Annotated in this window: 12 protein-coding genes; 5 read left to right on the top strand and 7 right to left on the bottom strand. The window is 43.7% G+C overall.

Annotated features, from left to right (window positions below; genetic code table 11):
• Nucleotides 1–121 precede the first annotated feature (121 nt).
• The 3 genes from GTH32_RS19370 to ffh all read right to left on the bottom strand — a co-directional run bounded on the left by GTH32_RS19370 (nt 122) and on the right by ffh (nt 2816).
• The gene (locus GTH32_RS19370; RefSeq protein ID WP_203565414.1) at nt 122–289 is read right to left on the bottom strand and encodes a hypothetical protein; all 168 of its coding nucleotides are present in this window, start codon (nt 287–289) and stop codon (nt 122–124) included.
• A 127-nt stretch (nt 290–416) separates the two neighbouring features.
• Nucleotides 417–974 carry a diguanylate cyclase gene (locus tag GTH32_RS08035; RefSeq protein WP_163084719.1) on the bottom strand — a complete coding sequence of 186 codons (558 nt, stop codon included), beginning with the start codon at nt 972–974 and terminating at the stop codon, nt 417–419.
• Between the two features lie 444 nt (nt 975–1418).
• The gene (ffh, locus tag GTH32_RS08030; protein ID WP_163084718.1) at nt 1419–2816 is read right to left on the bottom strand and encodes a signal recognition particle protein; all 1398 of its coding nucleotides are present in this window, start codon (nt 2814–2816) and stop codon (nt 1419–1421) included.
• Nucleotides 2817–3123: 307 nt separating this feature from the next.
• Here ffh and GTH32_RS08025 point away from each other — a divergent pair, with 307 nt between their 5' ends.
• Nucleotides 3124–3915 carry a cytochrome C assembly family protein gene (locus GTH32_RS08025; RefSeq protein WP_163084717.1) on the top strand — a complete coding sequence of 264 codons (792 nt, stop codon included), beginning with the start codon at nt 3124–3126 and terminating at the stop codon, nt 3913–3915.
• A 126-nt stretch (nt 3916–4041) separates the two neighbouring features.
• Nucleotides 4042–5334, top strand: a complete 1293-nt coding sequence (locus GTH32_RS08020) for an HlyC/CorC family transporter (RefSeq protein ID WP_163084716.1) — start codon at nt 4042–4044, stop codon at nt 5332–5334.
• Here GTH32_RS08020 and GTH32_RS08015 read toward each other — a convergent pair.
• Nucleotides 5331–5519, bottom strand: a complete 189-nt coding sequence (locus tag GTH32_RS08015; RefSeq protein ID WP_163084715.1) for a hypothetical protein — start codon at nt 5517–5519, stop codon at nt 5331–5333. The two genes, GTH32_RS08020 and GTH32_RS08015, sit on opposite strands and share 4 nt — an antisense overlap.
• A 134-nt stretch (nt 5520–5653) precedes the next feature.
• Nucleotides 5654–6169 carry a phosphohistidine phosphatase SixA gene (gene sixA / locus GTH32_RS08010; RefSeq protein ID WP_246223179.1) on the bottom strand — a complete coding sequence of 172 codons (516 nt, stop codon included), beginning with the start codon at nt 6167–6169 and terminating at the stop codon, nt 5654–5656.
• 169 nt (nt 6170–6338) lie between these two features.
• Between sixA and GTH32_RS08005 the strand changes: the two genes are divergently transcribed.
• From GTH32_RS08005 to GTH32_RS19365, 3 genes are all read left to right on the top strand, one after another.
• Nucleotides 6339–9086 (top strand): insulinase family protein, encoded by a 2748-nt coding sequence (locus tag GTH32_RS08005; RefSeq protein ID WP_163084713.1) that lies wholly within the window; start codon nt 6339–6341, stop codon nt 9084–9086.
• 191 nt (nt 9087–9277) lie between these two features.
• Nucleotides 9278–13828, top strand: coding sequence for an EAL domain-containing protein (locus GTH32_RS08000; RefSeq protein ID WP_163084712.1), 4551 nt, complete (start codon nt 9278–9280; stop codon nt 13826–13828).
• 201 nt (nt 13829–14029) lie between these two features.
• Entirely contained in the window at nt 14030–14200 is a 171-nt protein-coding gene (locus tag GTH32_RS19365; RefSeq protein ID WP_203565413.1) for a hypothetical protein, read from the top strand.
• Between the two features lie 104 nt (nt 14201–14304).
• Here the strand turns inward: GTH32_RS19365 and GTH32_RS07995 are convergent, their stop codons facing one another.
• Both GTH32_RS07995 and fadJ read right to left on the bottom strand, forming a co-directional pair.
• Nucleotides 14305–14502, bottom strand: a complete 198-nt coding sequence (locus tag GTH32_RS07995) for a hypothetical protein (protein WP_163084711.1) — start codon at nt 14500–14502, stop codon at nt 14305–14307.
• A 184-nt stretch (nt 14503–14686) separates the two neighbouring features.
• Nucleotides 14687–16843, bottom strand: a complete 2157-nt coding sequence (gene fadJ, locus GTH32_RS07990; RefSeq protein ID WP_163084710.1) for a fatty acid oxidation complex subunit alpha FadJ — start codon at nt 16841–16843, stop codon at nt 14687–14689.

The raw sequence follows: 16843 nt of genomic DNA, 5'->3' as shown, positions 1-16843 counted from the left end.
TTACACACTCAGGGGATAATTGTTGGGTGGAAGATGAGCACAGACAAAAAAAGGAGCGGCCTATTATGCCCCCCCTAGTGCCCTTTATACGAATTCAATGTTAGGCGTATAAATAGCCCGGCTATTTTTCTTTGTTCCTTTCTTTTCGCTGCTCTTCCACAAATTGCTCTAGTGCAGCGCCAGGGTCTTCTTCACCTGCTACCGAGTCGGCATAAGGACTTGCAGCCTCTGCATCGGAATCTTTCATTGCGTCTCTTTTGGTTTCCTTATCTTCATGTTTACTGTTCATACTAATACCTCTTTATGGCTGGGTAGAAACGGCTATAAGTTGCTATTACTTGGTTCATCTAACGATGTGGTGACCATCTCGCTATTAAAATCACACCTATGTCAATGCATGACCTTGCTAGGTTTCTTTAACGGCGAGCATGGCCACCCTCGGCTCTTTTGCCACGAATATATTCTTCCAAATAGGGGCCAAACTCCAACATCAATGCTACAGCTAATACCACTATTAAATATACGGGGGGCAATGGGGTTTGTTTAAACTGTAGCGATACCTCCGGGGGAAAACCACCGGGCTGAAATAGAGAAGTAAATTGCGTCCAGTGTCGGGCGACGATAAGCACAAGCGCTAAAAGTGGGATCATTTCCAAGAAGCTGTGAATGTGCTGTTCTATGGGCCCTACTTTTCGCTTACTTACTGCGTAAGAAACATCCCAAAGTGCAGTTAACTCGTGCAGAAAAAAGAACAGAATACTGATAAAAATTATGAAGCTATTAACTTCAAATAGGAGTACGAGCACTAGAGGCACGCCCACCTCTGTGAACATCAATAAGTGAATTAAAGACTCTTTCGCACCACTGGTGGTCGAAATATTGCTTCGACGATGACAAAACCAATCGGCAATACCTGCCACTAGCCATAAAGGTATGACAAAGTACATTAGTATTGTTAACGTTGGGTCAGTCATCTTCCTTTCATCCCTAATTTATTTTCCCTCTATTTAGGGGCTCAGTCGTTCACCCCTACCTTTCATTCTCTTGCTAGCCTTAAATGAATAAGAGTTCAATTGACATGCCACAATTATAAATACAAGAGTATTCTGAGTAATTTTAGGGAGATATAAAGAGGGATAAGAATTAGGAAGCTTTATTGTGTTGGAAAGTGTTAGTGTCTTGAAGAAAAAGATATACCCGCTTTTGTAACATTTACAATAAATAGGGGAAGTCGCATTTGGTACGCCGTCTAGCCCGCTCAACTAGCATGGGCTTTGTTCAGGTGATAATTGACTTGCTAGAGGAAAGCGATAAGTACCGTTATATGCTGCTTAAGACACGCGCGCTTAAGAACGCGCGCGACGAAAACAGCAACTATCGAATAAAGGTTAGTATTTTACAGGTGGGCATTGCCATTGTTAGCGGGGAGGAAAACCACCGCCACCGAAACCACCTGGACCGCCAGGACCGCCGGGGGGCATCATCCCTTTCATCTGGCGCATCATTTTCTTCATACCGCCGCCAGACATTTTTTTCATCATCTTTTGCATTTGAGTAAACTGTTTCAGCAATCGGTTCACATCTTGAATTTGTGTACCTGAGCCTGCAGCAATTCGGCGCTTTCTAGACCCTTTAATTATGTCAGGGCGTGCTCTTTCACCCGGGGTCATAGAATTAATAATCGCTTCCATCTGATTGAACTGCTTTTCGTTGGCCTGATCTTTCATCTTTTCAGCCATACCGCCCATGCCGGGGAGTTTATCCATCATCCCCATCATGCCGCCCATATTCTTCATTTGTTCAAGTTGATCCTTGAAGTCTTGCAGATCAAAGCCTTTGCCTTTTTGTACTTTCTTGGCAAGCTTCTCTGCTTTCGACTTATCAACTTTGCGCTCAACTTCTTCAATTAAGCTTAAAACGTCACCCATTCCCAAAATGCGAGAAGCAATACGTTCTGGATGGAATGGCTCAAGGGCGTCGACTTTTTCACCCATACCAATAAACTTGATTGGCTTACCAGTAATATGACGAACAGAAAGTGCCGCACCACCACGAGCATCACCGTCTGCTTTGGTAAGAATAACACCTGTGAGCGGCAACGCGTCATTGAACGCTTTTGCCGTATTAGCGGCATCTTGCCCTGTCATAGCATCGACTACAAACAGTGTTTCAATAGGCGAAATTGCGCTATGAAGCTGCTTAATTTCACCCATCATATCGTTGTCCACATGAAGGCGACCGGCGGTATCGACTAATAGAACGTCGTAGAAACCTTTCTTAGCTTCGCTAATGGCCCCTTCTACAATATCCACCGGCTTTTCTTCTATGCTGGAAGGATGAAAGGCGACATTGACTTCATTGGCTAAGGTTTCAAGCTGTTTAATAGCGGCAGGACGGTATACGTCAGCACTCACCACCATCACCTTTTTCTTTTCCCGTTCAACGAGGTACTTAGCAAGTTTACCTACAGAGGTAGTTTTACCCGCCCCTTGCAAGCCCGCCATTAAGATGACAGCAGGTGGCTGAGTTGCTAAATTAAGCTTTTCATTGGCCTCGCCCATAACCGCTTCAAGTTCATTTTGAACAATCTTAATGAACACCTGTCCGGGCTTTAAGCTTTTAGTAACCTCTGTTCCAACGGCACGCTCTTTCACTTGTGCCACAAAAGATTTAACCACGGGTAGCGCGACATCGGCTTCAAGTAACGCCATTCGCACTTCACGAAGTGTTTCTTTAATATTGTCTTCGGTAAGACGCCCTTTACCACTTACATTGCGTAATGTTTGGCCTAAGCGTTCAGATAAATTCTCAAACATAGTATGAAACTTCTATTTATTTCAGACGTAATGACGTTATTGTATCGTAAAATGCGTGCTGAACGTACCTTCGAATGACGGAATTTATACATTCATTGCACGTGGCATTTCACCACTCGCTTTTGGCCGCCCCAAAAGCCCCTCCCTGCCTAAGGTTACCACGATAGTCCCGGTAACCTTAGGCTAGGTAGGCTATTGAAGTGGCATCGCTTTAAAGAAAAACAAGGAGATGGTTGAATTTAATGGCTAATTACAGTATCAATACCGCCACATTGGTGTAAAACACCATCTATATGCAGGAAATATCATGAACACCGTTTTCGCACTCGTGGCGGCCGCTTTATATGCTGTGGCAGCTTTTGTGCTAGTAGGAAAATTTTTCCATCAAGAAGGCCCAAATAAAAAGGCAGGCTTAGGCATTGCCAGTGTTGGGGTAATTGCGCACGTTTGTTTTTTGATTGACGCTATCATGGGCGCGCCAGGGCAAAATATGAGTATCACCAATGTGCTTTCATTGGTTTCTTGGATAATTACCGCGTCAATGCTGGTATTTGCGCGTACCATTCCTAATCTTATTTTGTTGCCTGTGGTATTTGGCTTTGCGTGTTTAAGTGTGCTTGCTTCACTGCTTATACCCGTGTCGTATATTATGCATATTGAGCTTCAGCCAGGATTAGTTATCCATATTAGTTTGTCGCTTCTTGCATACTGCACCTTAGTAATTGCTTTTTTATACGCACTTCAAATGTCCTACATAACCTACCGCCTAAAACAGAAAGGCGCAGCCTTACTGCATTCTTCCTTGCCCCCTCTTATGTTAGTTGAAGGCATTCTGTTTAAGTTGTTAGTGGTAGGCACCTGCTTATTGTCTGTGTCTTTACTAAGTGGCTTTGTATTTCTGGATGACATGTTCAATAAAACCTACGCTCACAAAACCGTGCTGTCTATCGCCGCCTTAGTGGTGTATTTGTGGCTATTAATTGGCCAAAAGTTACGCGGTTGGCGGGGGAAACAAGTTATTGCCCTTACCATTGTGGGAGTAGTGCTACTATCACTAGCTTATTTTGGTAGTAAATTAGTGCGTGAAATTTTGTTATAATGTGCCCGACATGTGACAAAAGGCTAATTTTACCTGCAGTTACAACCTATGAATCACATTTTTTTCTTGAAACCCTACCCTCAAATTACTACATTTGAAGACCATTACCAGATAGGACACCAATAGTTGGACGACATATCAACGAGTACGCTGTTTATCGCGCTCGGCGTACTCATATTACTTTCAGCGTACTTCTCCAGTTCAGAAACTGGAATGATGTCGATAAATCGTTATCGACTAAAGCACTTACAAAATGAAGGCAACCGTTCAGCGCAGAGGGTTCAAAAACTTCTGGACCGACCCGATAGGCTAATTGGGTTAATCCTAATAGGAAACAACCTTGTAAATATCGCTGCGGCGTCCCTAGCTACCATTATATGTATTCGCTTATTCGGCGACTATTGGGGCCCCTTCGCCGCCACCCTTGGCTTAACATTAATCTTGCTTATATTTGCCGAAGTTACACCTAAAACATTGGCGGCTTTATATCCAGAAAAAATTGCGTTTCCAAGTTCAGTAATATTACTGCCACTACTTACGATCCTTTATCCGTTTGTGGCTTTCATCAACGGTATTACCAATGGCATATTAGCACTACTAAAAATCAATCCTGTTAATGGTAGTGATGACTCACTCAGTCGCGAAGAACTTCGCACCGTGGTTTACGAGGCGGGAAGCCTTATTCCGCAAAAACACCAAGATATGCTGGTGAGTATTCTCGACTTAGAGAATGTAACTGCTGAAGATATCATGGTGCCCCGGGCCGAAATTGTAGCCATCGACATCAATGATGATTGGCGAAAAATTCAAAAGCAACTGACCCAAGCGCAACATACGCGAGTTCTGCTTTATCGCGACAGTATCGATGATTCGGTAGGGTTTGTTCACGCCCGCGACGCGTTGCGACTGCTGTCGAAGGACCAATTTACCAAAGCCAGCCTTCTTCGTGCCGTGCGCGAAATTTACTTTACGCCAGAGTCTACCCCGCTGCATACCTTAATGTATAAGTTTCAGGCTGAAAAAGAACGTATAGCTCTAGTGGTAGATGAGTATGGCGATATTATGGGCCTAGTTACTCTTGAGGATATTCTGGAAGAGATTATTGGTGATTTCACCACTAGCATAGTGCCGGATCACAGCAAAGAAGCCCATTTACAACAAGATGGTTCAGTGCTGGTAGATGGTAGTGCCAATATCCGCGATCTTAATAAAGAGATGGGTTGGAACTTACCTATCGAAGGGCCTAAAACCCTCAACGGTTTATTGCTTGAATACCTAGAAGAAATACCGGAACACAAGGTTAGCGTACGTTTAGCGGGCTATCCTCTTGAAATTGTTGATATAACAGAGAACATGATAAAAACGGTACGCGTAATGCCAGAATATTATCGGCCGTCAGAAGATAGCCTAAACGACTAAGCTTCATCGATTACTTTCTTCGCCCGTCGGGCAAGCACCTGCGCCTTAGCAGCAGCGACCTTGTCCGACAACGTAGAAAGTTTAGCCATAATTTCCTGCATCTCCTCGTCTTCACGTAGATCCGCTTCCGCCATATGCGACTGCAGTGATCGTTTGAGAAGTTCAGGAATAGATTTCGTGGTCATTTCCCTTCCTGCTATAGAATAAACTTTGACGCTCTCAATAGGGTTATCGGACAAAAGTAAATCTTCTGCAGTAAAAAATGCATTTAATTTTAAATTAGAAAGAAAAACAAGAAGGGTGACTGGCTAGTATGGCACTAGAGCCCTTGATAGTGACTCACTAACGTACCTTTTTGGGTTTTCGGTGAATATTTGATCACTGCAATTGAGGCTGTCGCGAAAAGACTTGTGGTGTAAGAATCGCATAAAGCGTCCACAAGATAACTTACCAGCGGCATATGGCTCACTACCAACACTTTTTTTAACGGCTGTTTTGAATGAAAAGCACTGTGCACCCGCGCTAGCAGATAATCAGCCACTAATTCGGCTGAGCCATCAGGTACCACATCATCACTGATTTCAAGCTTATCAGCAGTAATATCTGCCGCCACCATGTCGAAGGTTTGACGGGTACGTCGATAAGGGCTTACCACGGCGAGACCTACATGCCCTTGGGGACAATAGTGCGAAATTAACCACTGGCTGGCCTGGGTAGACTGGGCTCTTCCTAACGACGTTAACTGTCTGCTTTTATCATCTATACGGGGAGATTCAGCCTCGCCATGACGCATAACAAAGAGATAAATGTCATCGTTGCTGCTTTGACCTGACATAACATTGCGCATACTATTGAATATATGCGCTAAAGATAGCAGAGTGAGGTTGTTACGCCTAGCATAATTAGCCTTGCACTAGGTATAAAATTACCTTATCGCATGTCAGGGAGAAAAGCGGTTCGTGGTTTCCTGAATTTTTTGGCCCGAATTTTAGTATCGAGATCATGTGAAGAATAATTTGAATTTTGAAGACGCCCATCATTTTACCTTAGAGAATGGACTGCGCGTCATGCTTTGTCCTCAACCGGACAGCGATACGTCCTACGTATCTATGTCGGTGCGTGCTGGGCACTTTTATGATCCCAATGAATGCCAAGGCTTAGCGCACCTATTAGAACATATGCTATTCATGGGAAGTCGGCAGTTCTCTAAGCCCAACGCCATTAATAACTACATTGAGAAACATGGCGGCAGTATAAATGCGTGGACGGGAACAGAGTACGCTAACTACCATTACCATTGTAATGGCGATGCCGTAATCCAAACCCTCCCTGCGTTTGCCAACATGCTGCGCCAACCCATCTTAGATGAAGACGCATTAATCAATGAGATTCGCTCTATAGACGCCGAGTTTAAGTTTAAGAAAAAAGACGATCTTCGAAGGCTCTACCAAATTCATAAAGAAACCTGCAACCCTGCCCACCCCTTTAGTAAATTTTCGGTAGGTAATGATGCCATATTTTCAAAATTCACTGTGCCAGAGTTGCGAGAGGCATTAAAACAGCTTCATTCAACATACTATTGCGCAAACAATATGTGCCTGTGCATAGCTAGCCCCGTTCCGCCTGAACAATTAGAAGCATTAATTACGCAGGCCTTTGGTGGGTTACCTGCCGGGCAATTGGCCAAAGACGACTGGCCGACCCTCTATACAAAGCAACAATTGGGAATACAAATTAATATTAAGCCACTACAAACGGCTCGCCGTATGATAGTGACCTTCGCGCTACCGGGCATACACAACGACTTTGAAACTAAGCCGCTTAATTACATCAGCCATCTTCTTGGCGATGAGGGGAAAGGCAGCTTATTGGCCTATCTGAAGCAGAAAAACTGGGCACTGAATTTGATTGCAGGTTCGGGGATCGAAGGGGATAAATTTAAAGACTTCAATATAAGTTTTCAGCTAACCGAGCAAGGGTTAGCTCAATACCATGAGGTTTTATTAGCTTTATTTAGTTACTTAAACCTAATAAAAGGCGCCCTTGAAGAGCGCTGGCGATATGAAGAAAAAGCACAACTAACCGCACTGGCATTAAACTACGAAGAGAATGTAAAACCGCTAAATTTGATAAGCGAATATGCTCAGCACCTTTTTTTGTTCACTCCTCACCAGTTAAACCGTTTAAGAACCACGATAGGGAGCTTTGATGTTCACAAGCTTAGTGAGGCGCTTTCCTTTTTCAATGCAAACAATTTGCGGCTAAAAGTTATCGCACCTGATGTTTATACCGACAAGAGCTGTGCTTTTTACGATGCGCACTACAGTGTTGCACCCTTAAGTGTAGGTTTGCTTGAAAAATGTATGCGCCCGCCTGTTATAGACGCCTTAAGCCTACCCCCTCCAAACCCTTACTTAGGCAGTGAGTATCATTTGGTAATGCCTGAGATGGGCTACGACAAACCAACCAAATTGCATGACGATAACGGTATGCGGGTATGCTTTGCGCAAGATCACCAGTTTAGAAGTCCGAAGGGCGATATTTACATCTCCTTTGATATGCAGGCTTTCACCAATACTATTGAAGCTGTAGCTGCAAAACGTATTTGGCTAAGTGCATTGAACGACCATCTACAAGCTAAGTACTATCGCGCCGAAATAGCAGGTCTTCATTATCGTATTTATGGCCACCAAGCAGGTTTCACTATTCATACCCGAGGTTTCACCGACCAGCAGACATTATTAGCTGAACAATTACTTCAGACCGTGATGGATTTTATTCCCTCATTGGAAAGCTTTAACCATTATAAAGCCTTGCAAATTCAGGGGCTCCAAAACTCCCTGTTAAACAAACCGACAAACCGCCTATTTTCTCGCTTAAGCGTGCTTATTCAGCGTAATACCCACGCACCAATTGAGCTATTAGATGCCGTATCCTCAGCCAGTTACGCGCAAATGCTAGACGCGCGAGAACGCGCATTTAAAGAATATTATGTAGATAGCTTTATGCATGGAAATTGGTCATTAGAGAATGCACAAACCTTTACTGATCGCTTACGAAAGCACTGTATAAATACCACAGGAATGCCTTTGTCTCGTGCGGTGTCAAAGTTGCTTCCCGGCGAAGCACTCTACCACCATGTGCACTGTGAACATGAAGATGCAGCGGTTGTCCTTTATTTGCAGGCCCCCACCGCACAACTTTTTGATACCGCACTGTGTATGGTATTAGAGCAAATGTTAGCGGCCCCCTTTTTCAATGCCCTGCGTACCGAGCAGCAACTTGGTTATATCGTTGGCACGGGCTATGTACCCCATAACCAGCACCCCGGCATGGCGTTTTACGTACAAAGCCCAACCGCTTCAGCCAAAAACCTTCTAGAAGCTATGACAGCCTTTTTGTTCCAACAGCTCGATGAAATTGAGTTTTATCGCTTTTATTGGCCCACAATTAAACAAAACATGCTGAAACAGTTAGAAGAACGTGATCTCTCCTTGTCAATGAAGTCTCAGCGCTTGTGGGTAGCATTAGGCACCCAAGATTTGGCCTTTAACCGCAATACCCAATTGGCTGAATGTATTGAAAACCTCGCATTTGAAGATATTCAGCAGTATGCACAACGCTTAGCAAAGCGTGAACATTGTGGAGAACTTATTTTGCACGCTAGCGGTTCGTTTGCCCCCTTGGACTCTCCAAGCGATCGCACAGTTGAAAGCATTTCAGCATTTAAGGAACAGGTTCCCTATTATTAGTGGGCAATTTACGCATCTTTACCTACTTTAATGCCGTGATAGCTCAACAAATAGACCATCACCTGTATAAAAATAAAAAGTCCTTGTAGCGAGCACCTTAATTGGGCATATTTATTACTCTGGTTGTTAGGGACTCGGCCAGTCCTAAATATAAATTATAATGATAAGGCGTAATGCCAAAAGGTGTGTAGGTGCGCTCAACCCTAACTAGCTCAATTGTTTTTTTGTGGCTGCAGTTGTTCGGATTACTTTTCTCCGACGCTATGGCTATCGAGATTTCGAATCTCCAATTTACAAAATTAGACAGCCGAAACGGTTTATCTAGTACGAATGTTCTCGACATTGCGGAGGATAAAAAAGGTTATATTTGGTTAGCAACCATGAATGGCCTAAATCGTTATTCTGGCTATGATATAACACAGTACCACCCCTCCGATATTGACCCCCATGCTCTCCCTAGCGGGCTAATCTATACATTATTGGTTGATAGAGCGGGTGAACTTTGGGTTGGCACCCATTCCGGACTCGCAAAATACCGCCCCCTCACTGACGACTTCCAGCGTTTCACCCGTGCTAATAGTGTGATGAAATACGACTCTGTTACGGCTATAACTCAGTCAACTAACGGCGATATTTTATTCACTGACCCTAAATACCTCTACTCTCTTTCACCTGAAACAGGGGTTGTTAAAATCGTCACTCAGATACACAGCACCCCCGTAGATACAAAAGTTATATTTGATGAACCTAACAGAATCTGGGTTGGGTCTCATCAAACACCTTTGCAGATTTTCGACAAAACAGAGCGAAAGTTGTATACAACGTCCGAAGTTAATCCATGGGGGCTAGTACTAGATATCAGTTCTACACAAGCTATTAAGGTCATAGAGGGCCATTACTGGTTAGGCACAAATGAAGGCGTACTTATTCTTGATGCAGCAGGACGTTTGGTTAATAACTTACAGTTTAAAGCTAAAAACAAGAGTAAAAACACGGCTATTTTTAGCGTAGAAACAACCGAAGATAGCATTTGGCTAGGAACCCAAGACAACGGCCTTTTTATTTTAGATAACAAAAACATATCAGTATCTAAGATATCCACCGACGACTTCATTCATGTAGATGCAGATATTGGGAATATGACGGGACTAACCCAAAATTTCATATTCGCGCAAGAAAAAGATAGGTTTGGGAGCATGTGGCTTGCTACCTCCCAGGGGGCCTTTAAGTACAACAAAAACTTTTCCCGCATTAAGTTTCACCCCAGCACCACTGATGCCCAAGAAAGTGCGGAAAATGCCATTATTTGGGGGCTTGATGAAGACAGCAATGGCAATATTTTCTTCGCGTCGCAACAAAATGGAATCGGAAGTTTAGACAATGTTTCGGGCAAAGTGAGTTATATCCCCTCTATACCGGCTAAGAAAAAAGAAACCACCTACTGGGATCTAATTATTGATGAGGCGAACCATTTTTGGGTAGCGTCGTCAGTCGGCTTATTGCAATACGCCTATATAGATGGCTACCTACACTTAAAGTCACATCTATTCAAAGGTAACTTTATCGATTATCTTCATTACGATGGCAATAACTTATGGGTGTGGGGTGTAAACCAAGGCCTGTACTCGGTTAATGTGCACAATGCTTCTGCCGCCTCAGAGTCGGCCCTTGTTAAATCTTACACCCTCGACCTTGACGTAGAAGTGTTTCACTTACCTATTTTTACTGACAATAATGGATATATATGGTTAAGGCGCGAGGATGGTATTGTAGTATTCGACCCTACGAGCGAGCGGATCATTCAGCGGCTAGATTCTGAAAATGGCTTAAATTCATTGGTATACAGTGTCTATGAAACCTCAGAGTCGTTTTGGCTTACCACGCGCTCCGACGGTGTTGTTGAACTCTCTAAAGCAAGCTTTCAAGTAGAACGTAAACAAGCACGCAACGATAAAGATGGTTACATATTCTCTTCCATTGGTATAAATAACGCTATTTGGTACGCCGATAGCGCGGGTGTACACCAAGTCCAACTCCCCTCTTTACGGGAAGTGGCTAACATATCGAATATGCAATTAGAGTTTAATTCGCTTGGAGAAAGTGCTGTGCTGGCCACCCGTTCTGGTGATATCTACTTCGGGGGTAACAAGGGGTTTAACCGAGTTCGCTTCAAGCAAGCGCCGAAACCCATGGCGAAAAGCCGTACGCCGGAATTATTTGAATTTAATGTGTTCGGCCAGGCGCACAATCAAATAATGGAAAGTGCTCCAACGCCAGCTACCCCTGAAAACAATTCATCGTTTCAACAAAACATTACCTACTTAGCCCAAACCAGTCTCGCGTATTTTGAATCAAGATTCAGTGTGGCCTTTGGTTTAATCAACCCCGTATATCCCCAAGAGGTAGAATATCGCTATCGACTTCAAGGTTATGATACACACTGGCTCACCGCAGATGGTGAACATACCGCGCAGTTTAACAATGTTTCCTTTGGTAATTACCAATTTGAAGTGCAAGCAAAGGAAGCGGGAAAACTCTGGTCAGACAGTCGCACATTAGCCATAGATATTGCTCGCCCCCCTTGGTTGCATACAGTAGCGTTAGTGTTTTACGCCTTATTACTCACGGTATTTCTTACTTTCGTAATCCGCCAGTATCAAATTAGAAAGTCAAATCAGTTAGCGATTAAAGAATCTGAGGAACGTTTAAAGCTTACCCTATGGAGCTCTGGCGACGAACTTTGGGACTGGGATGTGTACCGAGGCCAAGTACATAGAGCTAACACTTGGGGAACGCTAGACTTCCCACAAGACGACATTAGAACTACAGGGGCGTTCGATGCAAATATTCACCCCAACGATTTGCCTCGGGTAAAAGACGCGTTACGGGCTCATTTAGAGGGCAAAACCGATTTTTATGAACTTGCCTATCGTGCCAGAACCTTTAATAATAAGTGGGTTTGGCTGCTAGATCGGGGAAAGGTTGTTGAGCGCGATCATAATCAGCAACCCGTGCGAATGACTGGCACACTAAAAAACATCAACCACCTAAAAGAAGCGGAAGAGCAACTTAATTTATTTAAGCGGTCTATTGAAAATATCTCCGAAGGCGTCTTTATTACCAATACTGCGTTTAAGTTTATTTCTGTCAACCATGCTTACTGTGAATACACCGGCGAAACCCGCGATCAAGCGCTAGCAAGCTATATGAACTTCCATCTTTATCCAGAGGCTTTTACCGAAGAAATTAAAAAAACGCTTAAATCAAAAGGCAATTGGTCAGGCGAGGTAGAATCTGTTCGCGTAAACGGCGACCGCTACGAAATGGAGTTAAATATAGATGCGGTACATGACGAAGATGGGAAAATCAGTCATTTTGTGGGCGTATTTAGTGATATCACTTCACGTAAGAGCACCGAAAAAGAGCTTTTAAAGTTAGCCAATATAGACCCTCTTACCGAACTACCGAACCGTTCATTTTTCCAAGCAAGTCATCAAAACTTAGTGCGCAAAACCTCTACACACGCGCTCTTGTGTTTAGATATGGACAACTTTAAGAAGATTAACGATTCATTAGGGCACCAAACCGGCGATATTCTTATCAAACAAATTGCCAAAAGGTTACAGCGTATTACAGGAAAAAGTGCCACTTGCTACCGTCTTGGCGGTGACGAATTTAGCGTACTTGTAGAAGACGATGCGGATATTCACACAGTAACGCACTACGCCCAAAATTTACTCGATACCCTTTCGCGTCCCTTTATTATTAATAAACAAGAATTTGTACTTGGCGCAAGTGTGGGTATCGCGTTTTTCCCTGACGACGGTACCACGCCCCAAGAAATGCTTAAAAATGCAGATACCGCCATGTATTTTGCTAAAAATAATGGGGGCAACAGCTACCAATTCTTTAGTGGAGAGATGAACCAAAACGCTGTACGCCAGCTTCAAATAGAAAACTTAATTCGCCAGGGTATTAAAGACGATCTCTTTACTGTTTACTATCAACCCAAGGTGGATATTGCATCAGGCCAATTAGTAAGTATGGAAGCCCTGGTGCGTTTTGAGCATCCGCAAAAAGGTATAGTTAGTCCAGGTCAATTCATTCCTCTTGCCGAACAAACCGGCCAAATTATTGAAATAGGTGAACAAGTACTGCGTAAAGCATGCGCCGATGTAAAACGATGGGTTAACCGTGGCGTATTTACCGGACGCGTAGCGGTGAATATTTCAGCCAAGCAGTTTGAATTGCCCGACCTTGATGATCGAATCGACAAAATCCTAAATGAGATAGGGCTTTCGCCGTTACATCTAGAGTGTGAAATTACTGAAGGCACACTTATGGAGAACCCAGAAAATGGCTTAAGGATGATGCATCGTCTCCGTGAACGAGGTATTCATCTTGCCCTTGATGACTTTGGTACGGGTTATTCTTCATTAGCATACTTAAAACGTTTTCCACTCAATACGTTAAAGATAGATAAGGCATTTATTGACGATATTGCCAAAAGCAGCGTCGATCGCCATATGGCAGCCGCTATTATCAATATTGCCCATAATTTAGGGCTTAAAGTGGTGGCTGAAGGAGTAGAAGATGAGCAACAACTGTCTATTCTTCGACGCTACGACTGTGAAATGTTGCAAGGCTTCCTTTATAGCCGCCCGCTAAATGCCGAACGGTTTGAAAAATTACTCACCGAAAATCAACAGCTTCATACGCTACTGGGGCAATCAAAAATTTGACCCCTACTTTAGTTTATTAAACGAAAGCATAAAAAAGCGTCAAAAAAACCACACCCGCTACGAAACAAAGACCCAAGCCACTGTTATAATTGATTTTTTTAAAACTGGCACGGGTCTCGCAATATCCTCTGTAACCGATGAATAACCTTTCTGTCGGTTTTGTTTGTTCGTTCAAAAAATAAAAATCAGAGGAATAAAAGAATGTTAAAAGAGTATGCTGTTGCACTAGTACTATCTACCGCTACCCCAGTTGCTGCTGATAAACAAGACGGTGTGAATAAAGCTCCCGAGAAAAAGCAAGACACAGTTACACAACCGCACCAGTACCGCCCTCAATCAGGTAACGGTGTGGGTTGGCCGAAGGCTATCTAATCATCTATATTTCGTCAAAAAAGAGAGCCTCTGCTCTCTTTTTTTATGTATGAAGAATGCCTTGTAAGGCCGATTATTAACGTATATATCTCACCTACTACGCCTTACGCAATAATAAGTAAGTTATTAAAGCCCACAGAGCGGCGCCACTGAACGTGCCGAGCAATACTAAACATTGGGTATAACAATGGACCTAACACTAATGCAGCGGCCCCCCAGCACTTTGCATTCATCCCCCACTTCACCGCTTCGACATAAAAGAAAATACTGCTTAGCACGCTTAAAACGATAAGGCCTAACATTTGCCCTCCATTCGTGGTTTTAGCACGTTACTGAGTTAACGTATTGAGTATCTCGCCAAATATTTGACAAGAGAATAAAATTACCGCCGAGATTTTACGTAAAAGTGGTCAATTAACCAGCACTTTCGACGATTAGACACAAAAAAACCGGGAAACACCCGGCTTTTTACATGCTGATTACATATCAATAAAAACTTTCTTTCTTTTCTGCCATGGAGCACAGGATCTCAGCGGGCTTGAATTTTTCGTCTACTGTGTCGCTGTAATGATTCAAACGTGAAACCACCTCACTAATGCCTAGTGTGTCCATGTACCTGAATGGTCCTCCAAGGAAAGGGGGAAAACCGATGCCAAAAATAGCCCCTATATCACCGTCTCGGGCACTACGTATTACACCTTCATCTAGACACCGAGCTGCCTCATTCAACATCATCATTACACAACGCTCTGCAATCTCTTTTTCGCTTCGTGTAGTAGAAGGTGATAAACCTAACAGTTCATAGATACTTTCATCCACCTCTTTACCGGGTTTTTTACCTTGATATGTGTAAAAGCCTTTTTGGTTCTTTTTCCCTTTTCGATCATCTGCTAACACTTTGTCAAAAGCGCTAGGGGCAGTGAAACGTTCACCGAACGCCTCTACCAAGAAAGGAATAATCTTAGTGCCTACGTCAATACCGACTTCGTCAAGAAGTTTAACCGGGCCTACGGGGAAACCAAATTTCACTAACGACTTATCGATATGCTCTATTGGCTCGCCTGCCAGAATGAGACTGGCAGCTTCATTCATGTACGGTGCTAAAATACGATTAACGTAGAAGCCGGCGCCATCTTTTACCACTATGGGGGTCTTCCCCTGCTTTTTAGCAAACTCAACCGTAGAAGATATCACTTGCTCAGAGGTAGCTTGGTGGGCGATAACTTCTGCTAATGGCATTTTGTCTACCGGTGAAAAGTAGTGTAAGCCAATCACATTTTCTGGGTGCGCTGCTTTTGCTGCTATCTGCGTAATCGGTATTGATGAGGTATTAGAGGCAAAAATAGTGCTAGATTTACAGTTCTCTTCAATATCAGCCACCATTTTTTGCTTTAGCTCTAGGTCTTCAAACACAGCTTCAACCACAATATCTATATCTTGATAGCCACTGTAGTCGAGTGTACCTGTAAGAAGCGAAAGTTGCTTTTGCATTTCGCTCTTAGCCATAAAGCGCTTCTTCACCTTCTTATTAAGTATGTCGTAGCTGTACTTCATCGCATTCGCTATACCGTCAGCTCGTACATCCTTAATACGTACAGGTACGCCGGCTTTAGTGGCGGTTACATAGGCTATCCCACCGCCCATAAGACCACCGCCTAGCACCCCAACCTTGTTCATCTTTTCGGGTTTAACGCCTACAACACCATGCTCTTTTTTCATCTCTGTGGTCGCGAAGAAGATCTGCCGTAATTGAAATGATTCAGGGGTCATAACAAGCTTACCGAAGGCTTCTGCTTCCGCTTTAAGCCCAGCTTCCATCCCGTCATTCATCCCCCTTTCGATCACATCAATAATGTAGCCTGGAGCAGGATAATTGCCTTTGGTTTTGGCAAACGTCGCTTCGCGTGCTTTTTTGAACATCATGTTCCGGCCAGGGCCAGTGTTCTCTAATAACTTATTCATTACGCCTTTTTGCGGCGCTTCACGGTGAGGTTTCGATTTCAGTGCAAATTTTTCTGCAACCTCAATCAACACACTATATGGCACCACATCATCGACAATTCCGTACTTTTTGGCCTGCTTCGCACGCGCGGGCGAGCCAGTAAGCATCATTTTCATCGCCTGTTGAACGCCGATTAAGCGCGGGAGTCGCTGCGTTCCACCACTGCCTGGCAACAAACCTAACTGTACTTCTGGTAGGCCCAATTGCGTAATTGGTGAGTCGGTGCACACCCGGTAATGACAGGCAAGGGCAAGCTCCAAACCACCGCCAAGTGCCGGACCATGAATAGCCGCAACAAACGTAGCCGACATTTTTTCAATTCTATCAAAAATTGCTTGGCCGCCGGCAGCGATAGACGCGGCGTCTTCTGCAGTGTTACATGCCGCTAGCATAGTAATATCTGCACCTGCGACAAAAGAGTTTGGCTTTCCGCTCGTAACCACTACCCCTTTAATACTATTATCGGCGTCGATGTCATCAAGCATGGCAGATATTTCATCACCAAACTCTGCTTTTAGCGTATTCATGCTTTCGCCAGCAACATCCATAGATAATATAGCGATGCCGTTATCTTGTTTAGTTAACGTAAAAGCGCTCGAATTTGTTTGCTGTTCTTGGCTAAGTTCTGTTTGTTCAGTCAT

It is taken from the genome of Alteromonas profundi, from assembly GCF_010500865.1.
GTDB lineage: Bacteria > Pseudomonadota > Gammaproteobacteria > Enterobacterales > Alteromonadaceae > Alteromonas > Alteromonas profundi.
This window is presented reverse-complemented; position numbering and strand designations above follow the sequence as displayed.